This is a genomic window from Mycobacterium sp. HM-7 (assembly GCF_053852335.1).
In genome coordinates this window covers 2,723,508-2,744,209 of sequence record NZ_CM132657.1, presented here as the reverse complement: position 1 = coordinate 2,744,209, position 20,702 = coordinate 2,723,508, and the positions used below count along the sequence as shown (strand labels likewise).

The window sequence follows — 20,702 nt, the reverse complement described above, 5'->3', positions numbered from 1 at the left end:
GTCCTCAGAGCTTGTAGCCCAGACGATCGGCGAGCTTGCCCAACAGGCCGATCGCGGCGTCGGCGATGACGGTGCCCGGCGGGAAGATCGCCGCGGCACCCGCCTCGTACAGCTCGTCGAAGTCGCCCGGCGGAATCACGCCGCCGACCACGATCATGATGTCCGGCCGCCCCGCCTCGGCGAGTGCGTCGCGCAGCGCGGGCACCAGCGTGAGATGACCGGCCGCCAGCGAGGACACCCCGACCACGTGCACGTCGTTGTCCGCCGCCTGCCGCGCCACCTCGTCGGGCGTGGAGAACAGCGAGCCCACGTCCACGTCGAAGCCGATGTCGGCGAACGCGGTGGCGATCACCTTCTGGCCGCGGTCGTGTCCGTCCTGGCCCATCTTGGCCACCAGGATGCGCGGGCGACGGCCGTCGGCCTCGGCGAACTTCTGGACCAATTCCGTCGCGGTGCTCACGTTTCCGGCCTTCCCCACCTCGTCGCGGTAGACGCCGGCGATGGTCCGGATCTCGGCCTGGTGCCGGCCGTAGACCTTCTCCAGGGCGTCGGAGATCTCGCCGACAGTGGCCTTGGCGCGGGCCGCGTTGATGGCGAGCGCCATCAGATTGTTGCCCAGGCCGTCCTCGCCGGCGTGGCCGGATTCGCCTGCCGCACGGGTCAATTCGGCCAGCGCGGCCTGGGTGGCGGCCTCGTCGCGGTCGGCCCGCAGCCGCTCGAGCTTGGCGAGCTGCTCGGCGCGCACCCGGCTGTTCTCGACCTTGAGGACCTCGATCTCCTGGTCCTCGTCCACCTGGTATTTGTTGACGCCGATCACCGTCTGGGCGCCGGAGTCGATCCGGGCCTGGGTGCGGGCCGCGGCCTCTTCGATGCGCAGTTTCGGGATGCCCTCGCCGATCGCCTGCGCCATGCCGCCGTGCTCGGCGACCTCCTTGATATGGGCGCGGGCCTGCTCGGCGAGCTGGTGGGTGAGCCACTCGACGTAGTACGACCCGCCCCACGGGTCGATGGGCCGCGTGGTGCCCGACTCCTGCTGCAGCAGCAGCTGGGTGTTACGCGCGATGCGGGCCGAGAAGTCGGTCGGCAGCGCCAGCGCCTCGTCGAGGGCGTTGGTGTGCAGCGACTGCGTGTGACCCTGCGTGGCGGCCATGGCCTCGATGCAGGTGCGGGCGACGTTGTTGAACGGATCCTGCGCCGTCAGCGACCAGCCGGAGGTCTGCGAGTGGGTCCGCAGCGACAGCGACTTGTCGCTCTTCGGGGAGAACTCGGCGACCAGCTCGCTCCACAGCAGTCGGCCCGCGCGCAGCTTGGCCACCTCCATGAAGAAGTTCATCCCGATGCCCCAGAAGAAGGACAGTCGCGGCGCGAACTTGTCGATGTCCAGACCCGCGTCCAGCCCGGCCTTGATGTACTCGACGCCGTCGGCCAGCGTGTAGGCCAGCTCCAGGTCGGCCGTCGCACCGGCCTCCTGGATGTGATAGCCCGAGATCGAGATCGAGTTGAACTTCGGCATCTTGGTGCTGGTGTAGCCGAAGATGTCCGAGATGATCCGCATCGACGACTTCGGCGGATAGATGTAGGTGTTGCGGACCATGAACTCTTTGAGGATGTCGTTCTGGATGGTCCCGGCCAGCTTCTCCGGCGGCACGCCCTGTTCCTCGGCGGCGACGACGTACAGCGCGAGGATCGGCAGCACCGCGCCGTTCATCGTCATCGAGACGCTGACGCTGCCCAGGTCGATACCGTCGAACAGCTGACGCATGTCGAGGATGGAATCGATTGCCACACCGGCCATTCCGACGTCACCCGCCACGCGCGGGTGGTCCGAGTCGTAGCCGCGGTGGGTGGCCAGGTCGAAGGCCACCGACAGGCCCTTCTGCCCGGCGGCCAGGTTGCGGCGGTAGAACGCGTTCGACTCTGCGGCGGTGGAGAACCCGGCGTACTGCCGGATGGTCCACGGCTGGTTCACATACATGGTCGGGTACGGCCCGCGGATGAACGGCGGGGTGCCCGGGAAGCTGTCCAGGGGGTAGCCCGCGGCGGCCACGGCATCGCGATCCTCGGCGATGTACACCGGCTTGACGTCGATACCTTCGGGCGTCGACCAGGTGACCTGTTCCGCGGTGTAGCCGTGCGCCTGTGCCGCATCCGCGACGTGGGTGCTGACGGCGTCGGCAGTGGGCGCGGCAGCGGCCTCGCCCTGCAGCGGGACGTCGGCGAAACTGCCGATCGTGGTTACGTCAGAAGCGGTCATGGTCATGCCCCCAATCGGGTGAGCAGGGTCGAAAGCGCTTCGACAGCATCGATTTTCATGGTCAGGAACTCGTCCGGCTGGTCAGCGGCAGCTGCCACTGCCTTCTCCGGACCGGCGAGGTAGACGTGCCTGACGCCGGCGGCCCGGGCGGCCTTGATGACGTCGCTCGCCTCGTCGGCGTACCGGGCGTCGGTGCCGCAGAGGACAGCAGCGACATGTCCTGCGCTGGCGGATGCGGCGGCTGCAACATCAACGGTGCCGGGGTTGACGGCCTCGATGCCACCAGAAGCCAGCAGGTTCGACGCGAACGTCGTGCGGATGTTGTGCTCGGCGAGCGGCCCGACGGGCAGCAACACCGCCTGCGGCCGCTTCCCGGTCTTGGCCAGGTGGGCGTCGGAGCGGTTGCGCAGGGCCTCGAAAGCTGCCGCGTAGCGGACCACGCCCGGAGGCGAATCAGTCTGCGCGAGTGCGGTTTCGTCGAGATTCGGGAACTCGTTGACACCGGTGAGCGCGTTGCGCCGGTGCGCGATGTCATCCGCGCGACGGGCTGCAACCTCGGCGATCTGGGTGCTCAGGTGATCGCGGGCCGCGACGAAGCCGCCCAGCGACTCCAGCTCCTGGAACTTCGCCCAGGCCTGCTGCGCCAGCTGATCGGTGAGATCCTCGACGAACCACGAGCCGCCCGACGGGTCGACGACCCGGCCCAGGTGCGACTCCTCCAGCAGCAGCAGCTGGGTGTTGCGGGCCATGCGGCGGCTGAAAGTGACTGCGGTACCGGGCAATCCGCCGTTGATGGCGGCGTCGAACGTCTCGACCAGCACGGTGTCCGCGCCACCGACGCCCGCGGCGAACGCGGCGAGCGTGGTGCGCAGCATGTTCACCCACGGGTCGCGCTGCGACATCATGGCCTTCGAGGTGACGGCGTGGATCGTCGCGGCACCAGAGTCCGGTGCACCGACGACCTCGGCAACCCGGGCCCAAAGCCGGCGGGCCGCACGGAGTTTGGCAATCGTGGCGAACTGGTCGTCATCGGCGGCGAAGCGGAAACTGATCTGCCGGAACGCATCCGCGGCAGACAGGCCGTTCTCCGTGAGCAGGCGCAGGTAGGCGACCCCGGCAGCGATGGCACCCGCCAGCTCCAGCGAGGCGCTGGCGCCGAGGTTGTGCAGCGCGGCGGCGTCGACCGTGACGGCACGCACTCCGCCGTCGTATTCGGTGAGCTTCGCCGCGGTGGCGACGACATCGGCTTCGGTCGCGGCAGCACGGCCGGACAGCGGCGCGGTCAGCGGGTCGGCGCCCAGATCGATCGACAGACGGGCACGCTGGTCGGCGTCGAACGGCTTGACCAGGGTCAGCAGCTGGTCGGCTGCACCGCCGATGTCGGCTCCGGCATCAAGGATCACGGGAACCAGATCCAGGAAGACGCCCTCGAACACGCGGTCCAGCTGGTCGACGGGCACGCCCGCGGCCCCGACCCGGACCTCGAGGGCACTGGTGCCGTCGGTTAGGGCGAGCAGGATCGCGCCGTTGACCGTACGGACGTCAGCGGCATCAACATCGCCGGCGATCGGGAACGACTCGGTCACCTTCCAGCCGGCGAGGACATCACGGTGCGCGTCACCGCCACGGGTGAACGGCCAGTGTCCGGGCAGCGCGGGCTCCGGCAGGCCGTCCAGGCTGGTGTAGAGGGGACGGACCGGGAAACCGTCGTAGGTGGGCGAGTCGAGCAGACGCTCGGGGTCTGCGGGAAGATCCTCGACTGCCTTGCGGGTGCTCTTGGCGAGCACGCCTGCGACGTTCTCTTGCCACCGCGCGTAGCGGTCCCGAACGGTGGACGCGTCGACAGTCACCGGCGACTCCCAATCTTTCGGCCATCAGAAATATGGCACTGCATGCAGAAATGCCTATCACATTCGATTTTCAGGCTAAATCACACAGGTCGCTACTACCCAGTAGCTCCACGGCACACCGACTGTCCATACCTCTGACGACGACGGACTGCCCCGATCGACCGCATCCTGGACAGCTCCTGACGGCGGCGATCAGCTGGTCGCCCCGTACCCTTGGAAGACGTGAACTCCGTTGTCAGCGCGCTGCGCACGGTCCTGTCTGCGGTGCAAGCCACTGCGGCGCAGATGCCGTTGCGAAGGGCCGTGGGCATCGGAACGGCAATTGTGATTCTCGTCGCAATCGCGATCTGGGTGCCGTTGCCGAACGCGGTCCAGATGCGCGACTGGGCCGCCGCGGCCGGTCCGTGGTTCCCCCTGGCCTTCCTGGTCGCACACACCATCGTCACGGTGCTGCCGTTCCCGCGCACCGCGTTCACCCTCGCCGCGGGCCTGTTGTTCGGTTCCGCCCTCGGCGTCACACTGGCCGTCATCGCCAGCACGCTCAGCGCGTTGATCGCGCTGTGGCTGGTCCGGGTGCTGGGCTGGCAGTTGAGCAAGCTGTCGCACAAGCACATCGACAGCCTCGACGCCCGGCTCAAGGACCGGGGCTGGGCCGCGATCCTGTCGATGCGCATGATCCCGGCGGTGCCGTTCTCGGTGCTCAACTACGCGGCCGGGGCGTCGTCGGTCCGCGTGGTGCCCTACGCGTTCGCGACGTTCTTCGGGCTGCTGCCCGGCACCGCGGCCGTCGTCATCCTCGGCGACGCGCTCACCGGACAGATTCGGCCGTCGCTGCTCGTCGTATCGGCCTGCACCGCGACCATCGGGATCTGCGGGCTGCTCTACGAGATTCGGCTCCATCGCCGCGCCCACGCCGCGCAGCACCCGGTGGACGCCACGTCGTAAGCGTCACTCGCGCTCGGGCAGCCCCTTCGCCGTCATCGCGGTGAACAGCGCCAGGAACAACACGGCCGGCGCCGCGTTCTGCGGCTTGTCGTGGGCCCTGATGTGTGCGGTGACCGCGAGCGTGAAGTACAGCACCAACATCGCAGTGGTCAGCCGAGCCAGGGCTGAATTGCGTTGTCCGGCAAGCAGACCCACGGCTGCGGCCGCCTTGGAGCCGACGAGGATCCACCGGTACTCTAGCGGGAAGTTCACCCCGTTGAGCGCCTTCTCGATGGGCGCGACGGGGACGGCACACGCCGCCGCATCGCCGGCCATCAGCAATGCCAGCGCGGTGTAGGTCTTCGGGGAAGTCAGTGCACTCATCGTCACCTCGCGTGTAGTCCGGGCGGATCGATCTCAGGGTTTGGACGGGCCTGGAGGGGCTGTGTCGGTGGCGCCGGAGGCGGCAACGGCTGGGCGCTGTAGCCCGGCTGCTGCACCGGCGTGCGGGCCTCGGCCTCGGCCTTCGCCACCGCCTGCGCGATGGCCGGATCGGCCTGGGTGGAGAACCAGTCGGCGACCTCGTCGTCGTCATCCTTGACCGGGGCGTCGTCGACCGGCGACGGCGTGTACCTGAACACCCCGTCCTCCCCCGGCGCCCCGAGCATCTTGGTGAAACCCTGTAGCGCAGAGCCGAAGTCGCTCGGCACCACCCACACCTTGTTGGCCTCGCCCTTTGCCATCTGCGGCAGGGTCTGCAGGTACTGGTAGGCCAGCAGCTCCGGTGTCGGCCGGCCGGCCTTGATGGCCGCGAACGTCTTCTCGATGGCCTTCGCCTGGCCCTGGGCATTCAGATACTGGGCGGCACGTTCACCCTGGGCCCGCAGGATGCGGGACTGCCGGTCCGCCTCGGCGGCCAGGATCGCGGCCTGCTTGGCGCCCTCGGCCGACAGGATCTGCGACTGCTTCTGGCCTTCGGCCTGTTTGATCGACGCCTCCCGGCTGCCTTCCGCCATCAGGATCATGGCGCGCTTCTCCCGGTCGGCCCGCATCTGCTTTTCCATCGACTCCTGGATCGACGGCGGCGGGTCGATGCTGCGCAGCTCCACGCGGGCCACCCGCAGGCCCCACCGGCCGGTGGCCTCGTCGAGCACGCCGCGCAGCTGGGCGTTGATCTGGTCACGCGAGGTCAGCGTCTGCTCCAGCGTCATGCCACCGACGACGTTGCGCAACGTGGTGGTGGCCAGCTGCTCGACGCCGACGATGTAGTTGCTGATCTGGTAGACCGCGGCCTGCGGGCTGGTCACCTGGAAGTAGACGACGGTGTCGATGTTGACCGTCAGGTTGTCCTCGGTGATGACGGGCTGCGGCGGAAACGAGACGACGCGCTCACGCAGGTCGACCCGAGCCCGAATCTTGTCGACGAACGGCAGCAGCAGCGTCAGCTGCCCCGAGACGGTCTTGCTGTAGCGGCCCAGGCGCTCGATGACCGCCGCCTCGGCCTGCGGAATCAGCGCCACCGATTTGACCACCACCACGATGGCGAGCGCCACCAGCATCAGCAGAAGAACAAGTGCACCAGTCAATTTCAGCTCTCCTTGCGTTTCAGATGGTCCGGAAGACCACCGCGGTCGCGCCGTCGATCCGCATCACGGTGACGTGATCGCCGGGCTCGAAGACATCGTCGTCCGCCATCGGACGCGCCGTCCAGATTTCGCCGTCGAGTTTTACCTGCCCTTCATGGCGGGCCACCCGTTCCAGCACCAGGGCCGTCTTGCCTTCCAGCGCCTTCACCGGTTCGGGCAGGCCCGCGGCGCCCAGTCGCTTGCGCAGCGTCGGCCGCACCAAGACCAGCAGCAGCACCGACACCATGAGGAAGGAGGCGCCGTCGGCCCAGATCGGCCAGTCGGTGGCCCAGCTCAGGCCCGCGGTCGCCAGCGCCCCGCCGGACAACATGAGCAGGAACATGTCACCAGTCAGCGCTTCAGCGCCGGCAAGCCCGATCGCCAGGATGAGCCACAGCAACGGCACCGGCATGCGACCAGAGTAGCGCCTTGCAGGCTTTACCGGCCGGAGCGAATTACACTGCGTGCATCATGTGGTGTCCGAGTGTTTCGCTGACGGTGTGGGCCAATGCCTGGCATGCCGGCCTGGCCGCGCCCGACGATGTCCTGGATGCGCTATCGCCGTGGGCGCCAAGGCATTCCATTGCCGCGTACGACGCCGTCGCGGCCAGCCGAACCGGCCTGCCGTGGCCGGACCTGACCAACTACGGCGGCGTGACCTTGCTGCAGACGCTGCGACACGCGGCGGGTGCCGCGCGGGCGGAGCCGGCCCTGAATCTGGTACTCCCCGTACCCGGGGATGTCCGCGGCCTGACCCCGGGCACCCAGTTCCAGCAGGACGCCGTCGACATGGGCGAAGCCATCGTCGTGACCTCCAACTACGGCGAGGCCGTGGGGCTGGTCCCCGATTTCGAATACGAGGACGACACCGACGACGCCGAGGTCAAGGCGCTGTCCTGGACGGTGTACTCACTGCCGAGCGCACCGGTGGCCGGCCACTTCGACCTCGGCGAAGAGGAGTACCGGCTGCGCGACGCGGTCCGGTCTGCGGCCGACGCCCTCGGCCGGCTGCGGGCCGAACCCGGTTCGGACATCGATGATCCGCGCGACATGGTCGAGCAGTTGCTCGAGGCCGGGCATCTGCACCGGCTACCCGACCATGCGCCCAACCGCGCGGTGCGGGTGCTGGAGACGGCGGCGCACATCGACGCGATCATCACCGTCAGCGCCGGGCTGGCACCCATCGGCCTGCAGAGCGCGTCGGAGATGCAGATCGCCACCGAGGCCATGCGGCCCCTGTCAGACATCGTGCGCTCCGCCCGGCTCGCCGCCGTGACGGCCATCCTGCATTCGGCCTGGGAGCGCTAGGACCCGTCAGGAACCGCAGCAGCCCGGCAGGCAGGATGCCCCGTTGACGCTGCAGCCGTAGCCGGGCACCAGGTCCGGGCCCTCGACCCGCGCCGGCGCCGCACCTGTCCGCAGCTCGTCGACCAACGACGCGGCCAACCGCGCGAACCGCGGGTCGGCGTTCGGAGTCGTGGTGCGCACCAACGTGATTCCGGCCCCGGCGGCCTGCTCGGCGAGCTCGTTGTCGAGATCCCACACCACCTCGATGTGGTCGGCCACGAACCCGATGGGGCAGACGATGACGGCCTTGGTGCCGGCCGCCGCGAGCGTCGCCAGGTGATCCCCGATATCCGGTTCCAGCCAGGGGATGTGGGGCGGCCCGGACCGGGACTGCCACACCTGGTCGTAGTCGTCGTAGCCGGCGGCCGCGGCGACCAACCGGGCGGCGTACCCGACCTGTCGGCTGTAGAGCCGCGGGCCGTCCCGGTCGTCGACCCGGACGGGAATCGAGTGCGCCGTGAACACGAGACGGGCCTCGTCACGCAGCTCGGCGGGCAGTTGCGCGACCGCTTCCCCGATGGCCTCGGTGAACATCTCGACGAACAGCGGATGGTCGAAGTACTGGCGCAGCTTGACCAGTTCCGGCGCCTGCGGTCCCGCCGCGGCCCGGCCGCGCGCGATGTCCTCGACGTACTGCCGGCAGCTGGAGTAACCGCCCCACGCGGATGTCGTGAACACGGCCGCCCGACGAATCCCGTTGTCCCGCATGGCGGCAACCGTGTCCTCGACATACGGCTCCCAGTTGCGGTTGCCGAAGTACACCGGCAGCTCCGGCATCGCCGCCTCGAGCTCCGACATCAGCGCCCGGTTGATGGCGTTGATCGGCGACGCGCCCCCGAAATGCATGTAGTGCTCGGCGACGGCGTCCAGGCGCTCCGGTGGCACGCCACGCCCACGTGTCACGTTCTCCAGGAACGGACGGACGTCGTCGGGGCCGTCGGGCCCACCGAACGACAGCAGCAGCAGTGCGTCGAACTCCACTAGAGCAGCTGGGTGCTGGCGCCACCGTCGGCGTAGATGATCGAACCGGTGGTCGCGGGCAGCCACTCGGACAGCAGCGCGCACACGGTCTTGGCGACCGGCGTCGGGTCCTTCATGTTCCAGCCGATCGGCGCCCGCTGGTCCCAGCCCTCTTCGAGCAGCTGCATCTGCTGACCGGCCTCGTCGCCCAGCGCACCACCGACGATGGCGCTCATCGCCAGGGTCCGGATGGGGCCTGCCGCAACGAGATTGGACCGCACACCGAATTTGCCGGCCTCGCGCGCGACGAACCGGTTGACCGACTCGAGGGCGCTCTTGGCGACCGTCATCCAGTTGTAGGCCGGCATGGCGCGGGTCGGGTCGAAGTCCATGCCGACGATGCCGCCGCCTTCGTTCATGATCGGCAGCAGCGCCTTGGCGAGCGACGCGTAGGAGTACGCCGAGATGTGGATGCCCTTGGCGACGTCCGCGTAAGGCGCGTCGAAGAAGGGGTTGACGCCCATGCCGGTCTGCGGCATGAAGCCGATGGAGTGCACGACGCCGTCGAGCTTGTTGCCCTCGCCGATGACCTCGGTGACGCGGGCACCGAGCGAGGCCAGGTGCTCTTCGTTCTGCACGTCGAGCTCCAGCAGCGGCGCCGGGTTGGGCAGCCGGTCGGCGATGCGCTGGATGAGCTTCATCCGGTCGAAGCCGGTGAGCACCAACTCGGCGCCCTGCTCCTGGGCGACCTTCGCGATGTGGAACGCGATGGACGAGTCGGTGATGATCCCGGTGACCAGGATCCGCTTGCCTTCGAGCAAACCTGCCATTGTCTGACTCCTTTTAAACGAAAGTTCGGGTAAGCCAAAGAATTCGGGGTCAGTGCCCCATGCCCATGCCGCCGTCGACCGGGATCACCGCACCGGCGATGTAGCCGGCATCCTCGGATGCCAGGAAGCTGACCGCACCCGCGACCTCTTCGGCGGTACCGACGCGCTTGGCGGGGATGAACTCGAGCGCGCCTTCCTGGATGCGCTCGTCGAGGGCGCGCGTCATCTCGGTGTCGATGTAACCGGGGGCGACGACGTTCGCCGTGACGCCGGCCTTGGAGAGCTCACGCGAGATGGAGCGGGCCATGCCGATGAGGCCGGCCTTGGCGGCCGCGTAGTTGGCCTGGTTGCCGATGCCCCACATGCCCGAGACCGAGCCGATGTAGATGATGCGGCCGAAGCGCTTGCGCTGCATGCTGCGCGACGCCCGCTGGGTCACGCGGAACGCGCCGGTGAGGTTGGCGTTGATGACCTCGGTGAACCGCTCCTCGGTCATCCGCATCAGGAACGCGTCCTTGGAGATGCCGGCGTTGGACACCAGCACCTCGACCGGACCCTGGTGCTCCTCGACCTCTTTGAACGCCCGGTCGATGGCCTCGGCGTCGGTGACGTCACATTCGACGCCGAACAGGCCCTCGGGCGCACCGGAACCGCGGTGGGTCACGGCAACCTTGTGGCCGTCCGCGGCCAGACGCTGCGCGATGGCCAGGCCGATACCCCGGTTACCACCGGTGACCAGCACGGAACGGGAAACGAAGGCGGGGCGGCCGCCGGCAGCCGTGGTGGCGCCATCGGTGGCAACAGTGTCACTCATGCTGGTCAACTTATCGTCTTTGCCGGTGGAGGCCGAAATCGGCGCGCAGGGTCAGCGCGCCGCCATGGCCCCGCGGCGACGATTCGCCACGAACCGGACGACGTCGGCGATCCAGTCCCGATCGGTACGCAGGGTCAGGAGTGGGGCGTCGCATCGACGCAGCGTGCGGGCCACTTCGTCGCGGTGCGCCTGGGCGGCGCGGGCGAAGTCGTCACGCAGTTGCTCGTCGATGGTGAATTCCTTGGTGATGCCCGACTCGGCGTCCTGCAGGACGACGTCACCGATGGCCGGCAGTTCCACGTCGCGCGGGTCGATGATCTCGATGCCCAGCACCTCGTGGCGCCCGGCGATGGCCCGCAGCGGGCGCATCCAGTTGATGGGCCCCAGGAAGTCGCTGATGATCACCGCCATGCCCCGGCGGCGCTCGGGCCGCCGCAGGGCGTCGATGGTCGCCGCCAGGTCGCCGCGGACCCCGGGTGGGGCCTTGGGCGTGGTGGCGATGGCGCGCAGCAACTCCTGCTCGTGCAGCCGGCCGGACAGCGCGGGCACCCGGCGCACGGTGTCGCCGTTGGAGATGATCGCGCCGAGCCGGTTACCGCCACCGCTGTTCAGGAACGCGATGGAGGCTGCCGCGGCGACGGCGAGGTCACGCTTCTCGCAGCCGGCGGTGCCGAAGTCGAGGCTCGACGACATGTCGACGACCAACCACGTCTCCAGCTCCCGGTCGGCGATCATCTGCCGCACGTGTGGATGCGTCGTACGAGCCGTGACGGACCAGTCCATCCGGCGGACGTCATCGCCGGGCTGGTAGAGCCGGGACTCCCCCGGCTCGGAGCCCGGGCCGGGGATCAGGCCCTGGTGGTCACCGTGCAGGACGCCGTCGAGCTTGCGCCGGACCGTGAGCTCGAGCTTGCGCAGCGCGGCCGACAGTTCGGGATCGCGAATCTGGCCGCGCTGCAACGACGGCAGGTCGACCGACCGGCCTTGCCTCGGCGAAGCCGAAGGATCGGATCCGGAGGCGGTCACCGACCAGAGGCCCCAGCTGCGCCGGCCATCACGGGCGGAACCGAATGTCCTTGCTGCGGAATGGCATTCACCTGCGGCAGCGCGACGGTCTGCAGGATGCGGTTGACGACGGTCTCGGCGGAGATTTCGTCGGCGAGGGCATCGTAGGTGAGGACGAGACGGTGCCGCAGCACGTCCGGGATGACCTCGACGACATCCTGCGGGATGACGTAGTCACGTCCGCGCACCAGCGCCAGCGCGCGCGACGCGCTGATGATGCCCAGCGAGGCACGCGGGGAGGCGCCGTAGGCGATCCACGCCTTGGCGTCCGGCATACCGAACTTCTCGGGCTCACGCGTGGCGGTCACGATGCGCACCACATAGTCGACGAGGGCGTGGTGCACGAAGGTGTTGGCGGCCACATCCTGCAGCCGCAGGAGATCCTCGGTGGTGAGAATCTGCTTGGGCTCCGGCGGCTTGACGCCCATCCGGTAGATGATCTCGCGCTCTTCCTCGGGCGACGGGTAGCCGACGTTCAGCTTGAACAGGAAGCGGTCGCGCTGCGCCTCGGGCAGCTGGTAGACGCCCTCCTGCTCGATGGGGTTCTGGGTCGCCATGACCAGGAACGGGCTGGGCAGCGGGAAAGTCTTGCCGCCGATGGAGATCTTGCGCTCGGCCATGACCTCCAGCAGCGCCGACTGCACCTTGGCGGGCGCGCGGTTGATCTCGTCGGCGAGCAGGAAGTTGACCATGACGGGGCCGAGTTCGATGTCGAACTCTTCCTTGCCGACGCGGTAGATGCGGGTACCGACGATGTCGGTGGGCACCAGGTCAGGGGTGAACTGGATGCGGGCGAACGAGCCGCCGACCACCTTGGCGAAGGTCTCCACGGCCAGGGTCTTGGCGACACCCGGCACACCTTCGAGCAGCACGTGGCCCTTGGCCAGCAGGCCGACCAGCATGCGCTCGACCAAGAGGTCCTGGCCGACGATGATGCGCTTGACCTCGAAGATGGCGCGCTCGAGGGTGTGCACCTCGGACTGCAACGTGCCGCTGACGGGCTGCTGCGCGGCGGGCGCGGCATGCGCCCCGGGCGGGTAACCCTGCGTGGGTGCCGGGCCTGGGTAGCCTCCGGCGCCGTCGGGCGGCCCACTCGGTGACGTCATCTAGCTTCCTCCCGGGTTTATTCAGACCGACTGTTCGTCTGATTCGTCGTACACAAAATCGCTGGTCTAGCGGGTAGCCGCCAATATAGCGGCGCGCCCGGACTCAACTATTCCAGGCGGTCGGGTATCCGTCGACGTTGACGCGACGGACTTAGGTGATTATCAGGTCTCGATGATGCGCGACAGGTGCGCCGACATGCCGGCCGTCCGGACCGGACTGACGGTCACCTTGCCGGCGCTGCCGGACGCCTCCAGCATCTTTCCGCCGCCGAGGTAGATCGTGACGTGCTGGCTGCCACCGGGACCGTAGAAGATCAGGTCGCCGCGCTTGGCCTGCGACGGCGGGATGGCGCGGCCGGTGTTGTACTGGTCGCCCGAGTACTTGGGAATCTGGACACCGACGCCGGCGTAGGCGTAGCGCGTGAACCCGGAACAGTCGTAGCCGATCTTGCCCGCGTCGTAATCCACGCCAGGGCCGGGACCGGTCAGGGTGCCGCCGCCCCACGAGTACGGGACGCCCATCTGGGAGCCGCCGCGCCGGATGACGTATTCGATGGCCTGCTTACCGCCGACGCGGCCGCCGGGCATCATCGCGGCACTGCCGCCGCCGGCGCCACTCGGCTTGCCGCCGATGCCCAGGCTGGACAGGAAGCTCTGGCCGAGGTTCTGGGTGGTCTGCAGGGCCAACTGGCTGGCCTGAAATGTCGCGTTGGCAATGGCCACCGGGTCACCGGGAGCGCCGGAACTGGCCCGCATGGGCAGTGTCGGATCCCACCCGCCGTCTGGGTCGGCAACGGCACTCGGCGCAGGCCCGATCGCGAATGCCAGCGCCAGCGCGCCGACGCCCGCGAGCAGGTCTCTCCGGTGAAACTCCTTGCCCTGCAATGCAATAACTCCTAGTCTGCCCGTCGCTAGCCCTGAGTCAGTATTCGATGTAACGGATCACGTACGGCGTCATGCCGCTGGTTCGTACCGGCGAGACCTTGACGTTGGAACCGGTGTACGGCGCTTCGAGCATCTGCCCGTTGCCCAGGTAGAGGGTGACGTGCTGGCTGCCACCCGGGCCGTAGAAGATGACGTCGCCACGACGGGCCTGCGAGGTCGGAATCTTGCGGCCCATCTCGTACTGGTTGCCCGAGTAGTGCGGCAGCTTGATGCCCACGCCCGCGAAGGCGTACAGGATCAGGCCCGAGCAGTCGAAGCCGACGGTGCCGGCGCCCGAGTCGATCCCCGTGCCAGGGCCGGCCGCCGTGCCACCGCCCCAGGAGTACGGCACGCCGATCTGCGACATGGCGCGCTTGATCACGTATTCGGAGGCCTGCTTGCCGTAGACGCGCGGGATGGCGCCGTTGGTGTAGCCGGTCTTGGTGACATCGGCGGGCACCAGGCCGAGCTTCTGCAGGAAGCTGTGGCCCATCTGCTGGGTCACCTGCGCCGAGGTGGCCGTCATGCCCAGCACGTTGTTGATGACGGCGATCGGGTCACCGGGGATGTTGGCGCTGGGAATCTTGGGCAGGGTCGGGTCCCAGCCACCGTCGTCCCACTTGCGGGGGCCGGCAGCAGCGGGGGCGCCGTCCCAGTTGGCGGCGTATCGGCCGGGGTCGGCCGCGGCCGCGCCGGGCGCGGTACCCGGCCCGGTGGACGCGGCCGCCCACTGCGTGCGCGCCGCATCGAGCTTGGCCTGGGCCGCGTTGCGCTGGCTGACCAGCTGATCCAGCTGGGTCTGCTGGTCTGCGAACGTGGTGCGGGCGTCGGTCAGGGCCTTGACCGCGTCGTCCTGGCTGGTCTGGGCATCTTTGACGGCCTGGTCGGCCTTCTGCTTGGCGAGGCGGGCGGTGGACTCGCGATTGGCCAATTCGGTCCGGGTGCGCTGCAGGTCGGCGATGGCCTCCTGCGAGCTGATGGTCAGGGCCTGGCCAGTGGCGGCGGTGTTGATCATCTCGCCGGGGTCGGTGGCGGTCAGGTACGACGCGGACGGGCCGTTGATGTAGGCGGCCTCGGCGTACTTGTCGAAATGCGCCTGGGCGGCGGCGATCGCGGCGTTTGCGTCGGATAGCTGACGCTGGTTCGCCTCGATGGACTCCTGCGCCGTGGCGGCGTTGTCGCGGGCGGTCTGGACATCGGCGATGGCCTTGTTCACCGATTCCTGCCGGGTCTGGATCGACGCCCCGAGGTCCTGGAGTTTCTGGTTGGCGTTGGCGAGATCGGTGACCAGGGCCGCGATCTCATTGCCGCCGGGTTGGGCCGACGCGATACCGGACGCGAAAACGGACGCGGTCATGACACCGAATACCAGCGACCCGGTGCCGACGCGGCTGCCCAGCCGGGTGGCCAGCCCACCGCTAAAGGGGCGAATGCTGCGTCCCATTGACTCAGGTCTCCTAAGGCTCCAGCGCGCTGGTGCCCGCGTAAGGCAGAAGCGGGCTCGATCCGTGGTCCCGTAAGTCGCAGAAATCACAATTCATAACAACTGCAACATGCGGTACCAACTGCACCGTACGTCACAGGTTGCACAAATGAAACGTTGATAACAAACCACACCGTTGTAATTGAAAAAGGTGTGACCGAATAGTGATATTCGAATTCGCGGCGCGCTGCGCCCAGCTACTCCGAGGAGTTCGCCGCGGCATTCACCGGAGCTGCTCCAGTAGCCGCTTTCCGAGCCCGGACCTGCAGAAACCGGGTGCCGACGGCAGCCGCCACCACACCGACGATGACCACCAGAGTGAACGACGTCCACGGAAATATCGGCGTTTCCAGCTGGCTCACAAAATTCTTCGACGACTGCACGACACTCGGCGTCTTCGCGAGGTCCTGCCCCGCCTCCAACTGCGCCCGGTCATAGATCGGACTCACCGAGCCGGCGAAGCCGGGACTGAGGGCCAACACCGTCGACTCCGGGTAGTGGTGGCCGACATCGGCGGCGATGTCACGCAGCGGGGTGTCGATACCCGGGCTGGTCGGCAGCACCACGATCTTGAGGTCGATGCCCTTGGCGTGGGCGTCGGCGACCACCTGACGGAGGGCGGCGGCCTCTTGGGCGGCCTCGGCGGCCTGCTTCGCTTCCCCCGGGGTGGCCGGCGTCTTGGCGGGCGCGATGCCCGGCGCACTGACCCCACCGTCACGCACCTGCGTGATCACCGTCGCCATGCAGACATCGACGGGAGTCTTGGCCGGGTCCTGCCCGACCGTGGCGCACACATCCGGCGGAATGAACGCCGGCAGGAAAGGCATCGCCGCGAAAGTTGTCACGCGGCAAACGGTACTGGAATTTCGTCGAACTCCCTGACGGCGCACCCACAACCCGACAAGACTGTAACCACCCCCTGGGCGCTCATAGGACAAGCGTACTGTTAGGGTAGCAACGCGCCGCTGACACAGCCCGTCGCGGCGAGATCTAGCCGGGAGTTGATGTGAGCAGCAATTCATTTGGAGCCCGTGACACGCTCGTTGTCGGGGAAAACAGCTACGAGATCTTCCGCCTCGACGCGGTTCCGGGAACCGAGAAGCTTCCCTACAGCCTCAAGGTTCTTGCGGAGAACCTGCTGCGCACCGAAGACGGCGCAAACATCACCAAGGATCACATCCTGGCCCTGGCCAACTGGGATCCGTCGGCTGAGCCGAACACCGAAATCCAGTTCACCCCGGCCCGCGTGATCATGCAGGACTTCACCGGCGTGCCCTGCATCGTGGACCTGGCCACCATGCGCGAGGCCGTCACCACCCTGGGCGGCGACCCGAACAAGGTCAACCCGCTCTCTCCCGCCGACATGGTCATCGACCACTCGGTCATCCTCGACGTGTTCGGCACCGCCGACGCCCTCGAGCGCAACGTCGACTTGGAGTACGAGCGCAACGGCGAGCGCTACCAGTTCCTGCGCTGGGGCCAGGGCGCCTTCGACGACTTCAAGGTCGTTCCCCCCGGCATGGGCATCGTGCACCAGGTCAACATCGAGTACCTGGCGCCCGTCGTGATGGTCCGTAACGGCCAGGCCTACCCCGACACCTGTGTGGGTACCGACAGCCACACCACCATGGAGAACGGCCTGGGCGTGCTGGGCTGGGGCGTCGGCGGCATCGAGGCCGAGGCCGCCATGCTGGGCCAGCCCGTCTCGATGCTGATCCCGCGCGTCGTCGGCTTCAAGCTGACGGGTGAGATCCAGCCCGGCGTGACCGCCACCGACGTGGTGCTGACCGTCACCGACATGCTGCGCAAGCACGGCGTGGTCGGCAAGTTCGTCGAGTTCTACGGCAAGGGCGTCGCCGAGGTGCCGCTCGCGAACCGCGCGACGCTGGGCAACATGAGCCCCGAATTCGGTTCCACCGCCGCGATCTTCCCGATCGACGGGGAGACCATCAACTACCTGCGTCTCACCGGCCGCACCGACGAGCAGCTCGCGCTGGTCGAGGCGTACGCCAAGGCCCAGGGCATGTGGCACGACTTGGAAGCAGAAGGAGCCCGCGAACCTTCTTATTCCGAGTACATCGAGCTGGACCTGTCCACAGTCGTGCCGTCGATCGCCGGCCCGAAGCGCCCGCAGGACCGAATCCTGTTGTCGGAGAGCAAGATCGCGTTCCGCAAGGACATCCACAACTACGTGGAGGAGCAGCACCCGGCCGACCACACCAAGCTTGACGAGGCCGTCGAAGAGTCGTTCCCGGCGTCCGATCCGGCTGCCCTGTCGTTCGCCGACGACGGTGCCGTCGACGTCCAGTCCGCCGCCAACGGCGCCGAGGGCCGCCCGAGCAAGCCGATCCGGGTCAAGGGCGAGCGCGGAGAGTTCGTCCTCGACCACGGCGCCGTCGCGGTCGCGGGCATCACGTCCTGCACCAACACCTCGAACCCGTCGGTGATGCTCGGCGCGGCACTGCTCGCGCGCAACGCCGTCGAGAAGGGCCTGACCACCAAGCCCTGGGTCAAGACCAACATGGCCCCCGGCTCGCAGGTCGTCACCGACTACTACGAGAAGGCCGGCCTGTGGCCGTACCTCGAGAAGCTCGGCTACTACCTGGGCGGCTACGGCTGCACGACGTGCATCGGCAACACCGGCCCGCTGCCCGACGAGATCAGCAAGGCCATCAACGACAACGACCTCACCGTCACCGCGGTGCTGTCCGGTAACCGCAACTTCGAGGGACGCATCTCCCCCGACGTCAAGATGAACTACCTGGCCTCGCCGCCGCTGGTAATCGCGTACGGGCTCGCCGGCACCATGGACTTCGACTTCGAGACCGATCCCCTGGGCCAAGATCAGAATGGCGACGACGTCTTTTTGAAGGACATCTGGCCGTCGGCGCAGGAGATCGACGACACCATCAAGTCGGCGATCAGCCAGGACATGTTCCGCAAGTCGTACTCGACGATCTTCGCGGGCGACGAGCGCTGGCAGAACCTGTCGACCCCTGAGGGTGACACGTTCGAGTGGGACGAGAACTCGACGTACGTCCGCAAGGCGCCGTACTTCGACGGCATGCAGATGGAGCCGGCGCCGGTCACCGACATCTCGGGCGCCCGAGTCCTCGCCCTGCTGGGCGATTCGGTGACCACCGATCACATCAGCCCGGCCGGACCGATCAAGCCGGGCACCCCGGCCGCGCAGTACCTGGATTCGCACGGGGTGGCCCGCAAGGACTACAACTCGCTGGGCAGCCGTCGCGGTAACCACGAGGTGATGATCCGCGGCACGTTCGCGAACATCCGCCTCCAGAACCGCGTGCTCGACGGCATCGGCCTCGAGGGCACGCAGGGCGGCTACACGCGCGACTTCACCCAGGAGGGTGGCCCGCAGTCCTTCATCTACGACGCGTCGCAGAACTACCAGGCAGCCGGGACTCCGCTGGTCGTGCTGGGTGGCAAGGAGTACGGCTCGGGTAGCTCGCGCGACTGGGCCGCCAAGGGCACCAGCCTGCTGGGCGTCAAGGCGGTCATCGTCGAATCCTTCGAGCGCATTCACCGCTCGAACCTGATCGGCATGGGCGTCGTCCCGCTGCAGTTCCCGGCGGGCGAATCGTGGAAGTCCTTGGGCCTCGACGGCACCGAGACGTTCGACATCGCGGGCATCACCGAGCTGAACAACGGCAAGACGCCGAAGACCGTGCACGTGACGGCCACCAAGCAGGACGGCACCAAGGTGGAGTTCGACGCCGTGGTCCGCATCGACACGCCCGGTGAGGCCGACTACTACCGCAACGGCGGCATCCTGCAGTACGTGCTGCGCAACATGCTGCGGTCGGGCAGCTAGTCCGATATCTGGCTGATTCGGTTGGGGCAGGCCCAGACTCTGGGGCTGCCCCGACCGAACACCGGTAGGAGTCCTGGTGCCCAAAGTTAGCGACGATCACCTCGCCGCCCGTCGAGCTCAGATCCTCGACGGCGCCCGACGCTGTTTTTCAGAGTTCGGGTACGAGGGCGCGACCGTCCGGCTGCTCGAAGAAGCCACCGCGATGTCGCGCGGCGCGATCTTCCATCATTTCCGCGACAAGGATGCGCTCTTCTTCGCGCTCGCGGAGGAAGACGGCGAGCGGATGGCAGAGACCGTCGAGAAAGACGGCCTCGTCCAGGTCATGCGCAACATGCTGGCCAAGCCGGAGAACTACCAGTGGCTGGGCACCCGGCTGGAGATCGCCCGGAGGCTGCGCACCGACGCCGAGTTCCGCGCCGAGTGGCAGCAGCGCTACGAGGAACTCAACCAGGCCACCATCGCCCGCCTGGAACGCAAGAAGGCCGCCGGCACGCTGCGTGACGATGTGCCCACCGAAGTGCTGCACATCTATCTCGACCTCGTGCTCGACGGCCTCATCGCCCGGCTGGCCTCCGGTCAGACCGGCGAGGATCTGGCCGCCGTCCTCGACATCGTCGAGGCGTCGGTCCGCCGAAAGCCCTAGCGGCTCAGCTCTTCAGCGGTTGGCGCTCAGCACCGACAGCAGCTCGTAGCCGACGTGCGCGGCCGCGATTCCGGTGAGCTCGGCGTGGTCGTAGGCCGGCGACACCTCGACGATGTCGGCGCCGACGACGTTCAGGCCCGTGAGCGAGCGCAGCGAATGCAGGAGTTCGCGCGACGTCAGCCCCCCGGCTTCCGGCGTACCGGTGCCGGGCGCGTGCGCCGGGTCGAGCACATCGATGTCGACCGATACGTAGACCGGACCGCCTTTGAGCCGCTTCACCATGCGCTCGCGCACACTCGCCAGCCCGTCGACCTGGTAGTCGTCGGAGCGGATCACCTGGAAGCCGAGGACCGCGTCGTCCTCGAGGTCCTTCTTGCTGTAGAGCGGCCCGCGGATACCCATGTGCAACGAGCGCTCCATGTCGATGAGGCCCTCTTCGCTGGCCCGGCGGAACGGGGTGCCGTGCGTGTACGCGGCGCCGAAGTAGGTGTCCCAGGTGTCGAGGTGGGCGTCGAAATGCAGCACGGCGATCGGGCCGTGATCGCGGTAGAGCGAGCGCAGGATCGGCAGCGCGATGGTGTGGTCGCCGCCGAGCGTCAGCACGGCACTGCCGTCCTTGCGCAGCGCCGTCACCTCGGTGTCGATGGTCTCGATGGCCTCGTTGATGTTGAACGGGTTGACGCCGATGTCACCGGCGTCGGCGACCTGCTGATTGGCGAAGGGCGACACGTCGAGCGCCTGGTTGTAGGGCCGCAGCAGCTTGGACGCGGCGCGGATGTGACCGGGGCCGAAGCGCGCGCCCGGGCGGTAGGACACCCCGGAGTCGAACGGGACGCCGAGGATCGTCACGTCGGGTGACGACACCTGGTCCAGGCGCGGCACTCGCGCGAAGGTGGCCGGCTCGGCGTAGCGCGGGAAGCGGCTCGCATCGACCTGGCCGATGATCTCGCGGCCGTCGGGTGCGGTGGTCGTGATGTACCGGTCGAAACTCATCGGTTCTCCAAAGTCGTGGCGTGTGGCTTGGGTCTCATTGTTTCCGGCA

General features: G+C 67.9%; 18 protein-coding genes. 4 read left to right on the top strand and 14 right to left on the bottom strand.

Annotation, left to right across the window (positions count from 1 at the left end; all coding sequences use genetic code 11):
- Window positions 1-4 precede the first annotated feature (4 nt).
- Window positions 5-2,254: a methylmalonyl-CoA mutase gene (gene scpA / locus ACWW1C_RS13270; protein ID WP_455983848.1), complete on the bottom strand. Its 2,250-nt coding sequence runs from the start codon at window positions 2,252-2,254 to the stop codon at window positions 5-7.
- Between the two features lie 2 nt (window positions 2,255-2,256).
- Window positions 2,257-4,104 carry a methylmalonyl-CoA mutase small subunit gene (mutA, locus tag ACWW1C_RS13265; RefSeq protein WP_455983847.1) on the bottom strand — a complete coding sequence of 616 codons (1,848 nt, stop codon included), beginning with the start codon at window positions 4,102-4,104 and terminating at the stop codon, window positions 2,257-2,259.
- A gap of 222 nt (window positions 4,105-4,326) precedes the next feature.
- On the opposite strand from mutA, the gene ACWW1C_RS13260 reads away from it, so the two are divergent.
- The gene (locus ACWW1C_RS13260; RefSeq protein ID WP_455983846.1) at window positions 4,327-5,049 is read left to right on the top strand and encodes a TVP38/TMEM64 family protein; all 723 of its coding nucleotides are present in this window, start codon (window positions 4,327-4,329) and stop codon (window positions 5,047-5,049) included.
- Window positions 5,050-5,052: 3 nt separating this feature from the next.
- Here the strand turns inward: ACWW1C_RS13260 and ACWW1C_RS13255 are convergent, their stop codons facing one another.
- The 3 genes from ACWW1C_RS13255 to ACWW1C_RS13245 are packed head-to-tail and all read right to left on the bottom strand — an operon-like array spanning window position 5,053 to window position 7,065.
- On the bottom strand, window positions 5,053-5,412 hold the full coding sequence (locus ACWW1C_RS13255; RefSeq protein ID WP_455983845.1) for a DoxX family protein: 360 nt from the start codon (window positions 5,410-5,412) through the stop codon (window positions 5,053-5,055).
- A 2-nt stretch (window positions 5,413-5,414) separates the two neighbouring features.
- Window positions 5,415-6,587: an SPFH domain-containing protein gene (locus ACWW1C_RS13250; protein WP_455984269.1), complete on the bottom strand. Its 1,173-nt coding sequence runs from the start codon at window positions 6,585-6,587 to the stop codon at window positions 5,415-5,417.
- A 46-nt stretch (window positions 6,588-6,633) separates the two neighbouring features.
- Complete coding sequence (locus ACWW1C_RS13245; RefSeq protein ID WP_455983844.1) at window positions 6,634-7,065, bottom strand: NfeD family protein; 432 nt, start codon at window positions 7,063-7,065, stop codon at window positions 6,634-6,636.
- A 59-nt stretch (window positions 7,066-7,124) separates the two neighbouring features.
- Between ACWW1C_RS13245 and ACWW1C_RS13240 the strand changes: the two genes are divergently transcribed.
- The gene (locus tag ACWW1C_RS13240; RefSeq protein ID WP_455983843.1) at window positions 7,125-7,961 is read left to right on the top strand and encodes a hypothetical protein; all 837 of its coding nucleotides are present in this window, start codon (window positions 7,125-7,127) and stop codon (window positions 7,959-7,961) included.
- Window positions 7,962-7,967: 6 nt separating this feature from the next.
- On the opposite strand, the gene ACWW1C_RS13235 is transcribed toward ACWW1C_RS13240, so the two are convergent.
- From ACWW1C_RS13235 to ACWW1C_RS13200, 8 genes are all read right to left on the bottom strand, one after another.
- Complete coding sequence (locus ACWW1C_RS13235) at window positions 7,968-8,981, bottom strand: ferrochelatase (protein WP_455983842.1); 1,014 nt, start codon at window positions 8,979-8,981, stop codon at window positions 7,968-7,970.
- Window positions 8,981-9,790 (bottom strand): NADH-dependent enoyl-ACP reductase InhA, encoded by an 810-nt coding sequence (inhA, locus tag ACWW1C_RS13230; RefSeq protein ID WP_455983841.1) that lies wholly within the window; start codon window positions 9,788-9,790, stop codon window positions 8,981-8,983. The genes ACWW1C_RS13235 and inhA overlap by 1 nt, the downstream gene beginning before the upstream one ends.
- Before the next feature lie 49 nt (window positions 9,791-9,839).
- A complete protein-coding gene (gene fabG1, locus ACWW1C_RS13225; protein ID WP_455983840.1) occupies window positions 9,840-10,604 on the bottom strand; it encodes a 3-oxoacyl-ACP reductase FabG1 in 765 nt (254 codons plus the stop codon).
- A gap of 51 nt (window positions 10,605-10,655) precedes the next feature.
- Entirely contained in the window at window positions 10,656-11,573 is a 918-nt protein-coding gene (locus ACWW1C_RS13220) for a DUF58 domain-containing protein (protein WP_455984268.1), read from the bottom strand.
- Window positions 11,574-11,626: 53 nt separating this feature from the next.
- Window positions 11,627-12,775, bottom strand: a complete 1,149-nt coding sequence (gene moxR1, locus ACWW1C_RS13215; RefSeq protein ID WP_455983839.1) for a chaperone MoxR1 — start codon at window positions 12,773-12,775, stop codon at window positions 11,627-11,629.
- Between the two features lie 162 nt (window positions 12,776-12,937).
- Window positions 12,938-13,660 (bottom strand): NlpC/P60 family peptidoglycan endopeptidase RipB, encoded by a 723-nt coding sequence (gene ripB / locus ACWW1C_RS13210; protein WP_455983838.1) that lies wholly within the window; start codon window positions 13,658-13,660, stop codon window positions 12,938-12,940.
- Window positions 13,661-13,697: 37 nt separating this feature from the next.
- On the bottom strand, window positions 13,698-15,143 hold the full coding sequence (ripA, locus tag ACWW1C_RS13205) for an NlpC/P60 family peptidoglycan endopeptidase RipA (RefSeq protein ID WP_455983837.1): 1,446 nt from the start codon (window positions 15,141-15,143) through the stop codon (window positions 13,698-13,700).
- 236 nt (window positions 15,144-15,379) lie between these two features.
- Window positions 15,380-16,009: an Rv1476 family membrane protein gene (locus tag ACWW1C_RS13200; RefSeq protein ID WP_455984267.1), complete on the bottom strand. Its 630-nt coding sequence runs from the start codon at window positions 16,007-16,009 to the stop codon at window positions 15,380-15,382.
- Window positions 16,010-16,188: 179 nt separating this feature from the next.
- On the opposite strand from ACWW1C_RS13200, the gene acnA reads away from it, so the two are divergent.
- Both acnA and ACWW1C_RS13190 read left to right on the top strand, forming a co-directional pair.
- Window positions 16,189-19,017, top strand: coding sequence for an aconitate hydratase AcnA (gene acnA / locus ACWW1C_RS13195; RefSeq protein ID WP_455983836.1), 2,829 nt, complete (start codon window positions 16,189-16,191; stop codon window positions 19,015-19,017).
- Window positions 19,018-19,093: 76 nt separating this feature from the next.
- Window positions 19,094-19,660 carry a TetR/AcrR family transcriptional regulator gene (locus ACWW1C_RS13190; protein WP_061000866.1) on the top strand — a complete coding sequence of 189 codons (567 nt, stop codon included), beginning with the start codon at window positions 19,094-19,096 and terminating at the stop codon, window positions 19,658-19,660.
- Window positions 19,661-19,672: 12 nt separating this feature from the next.
- Here the strand turns inward: ACWW1C_RS13190 and speB are convergent, their stop codons facing one another.
- Window positions 19,673-20,653 (bottom strand): agmatinase, encoded by a 981-nt coding sequence (gene speB, locus ACWW1C_RS13185; protein ID WP_455983835.1) that lies wholly within the window; start codon window positions 20,651-20,653, stop codon window positions 19,673-19,675.
- Between the last annotated feature and the right edge of the window lie 49 nt (window positions 20,654-20,702).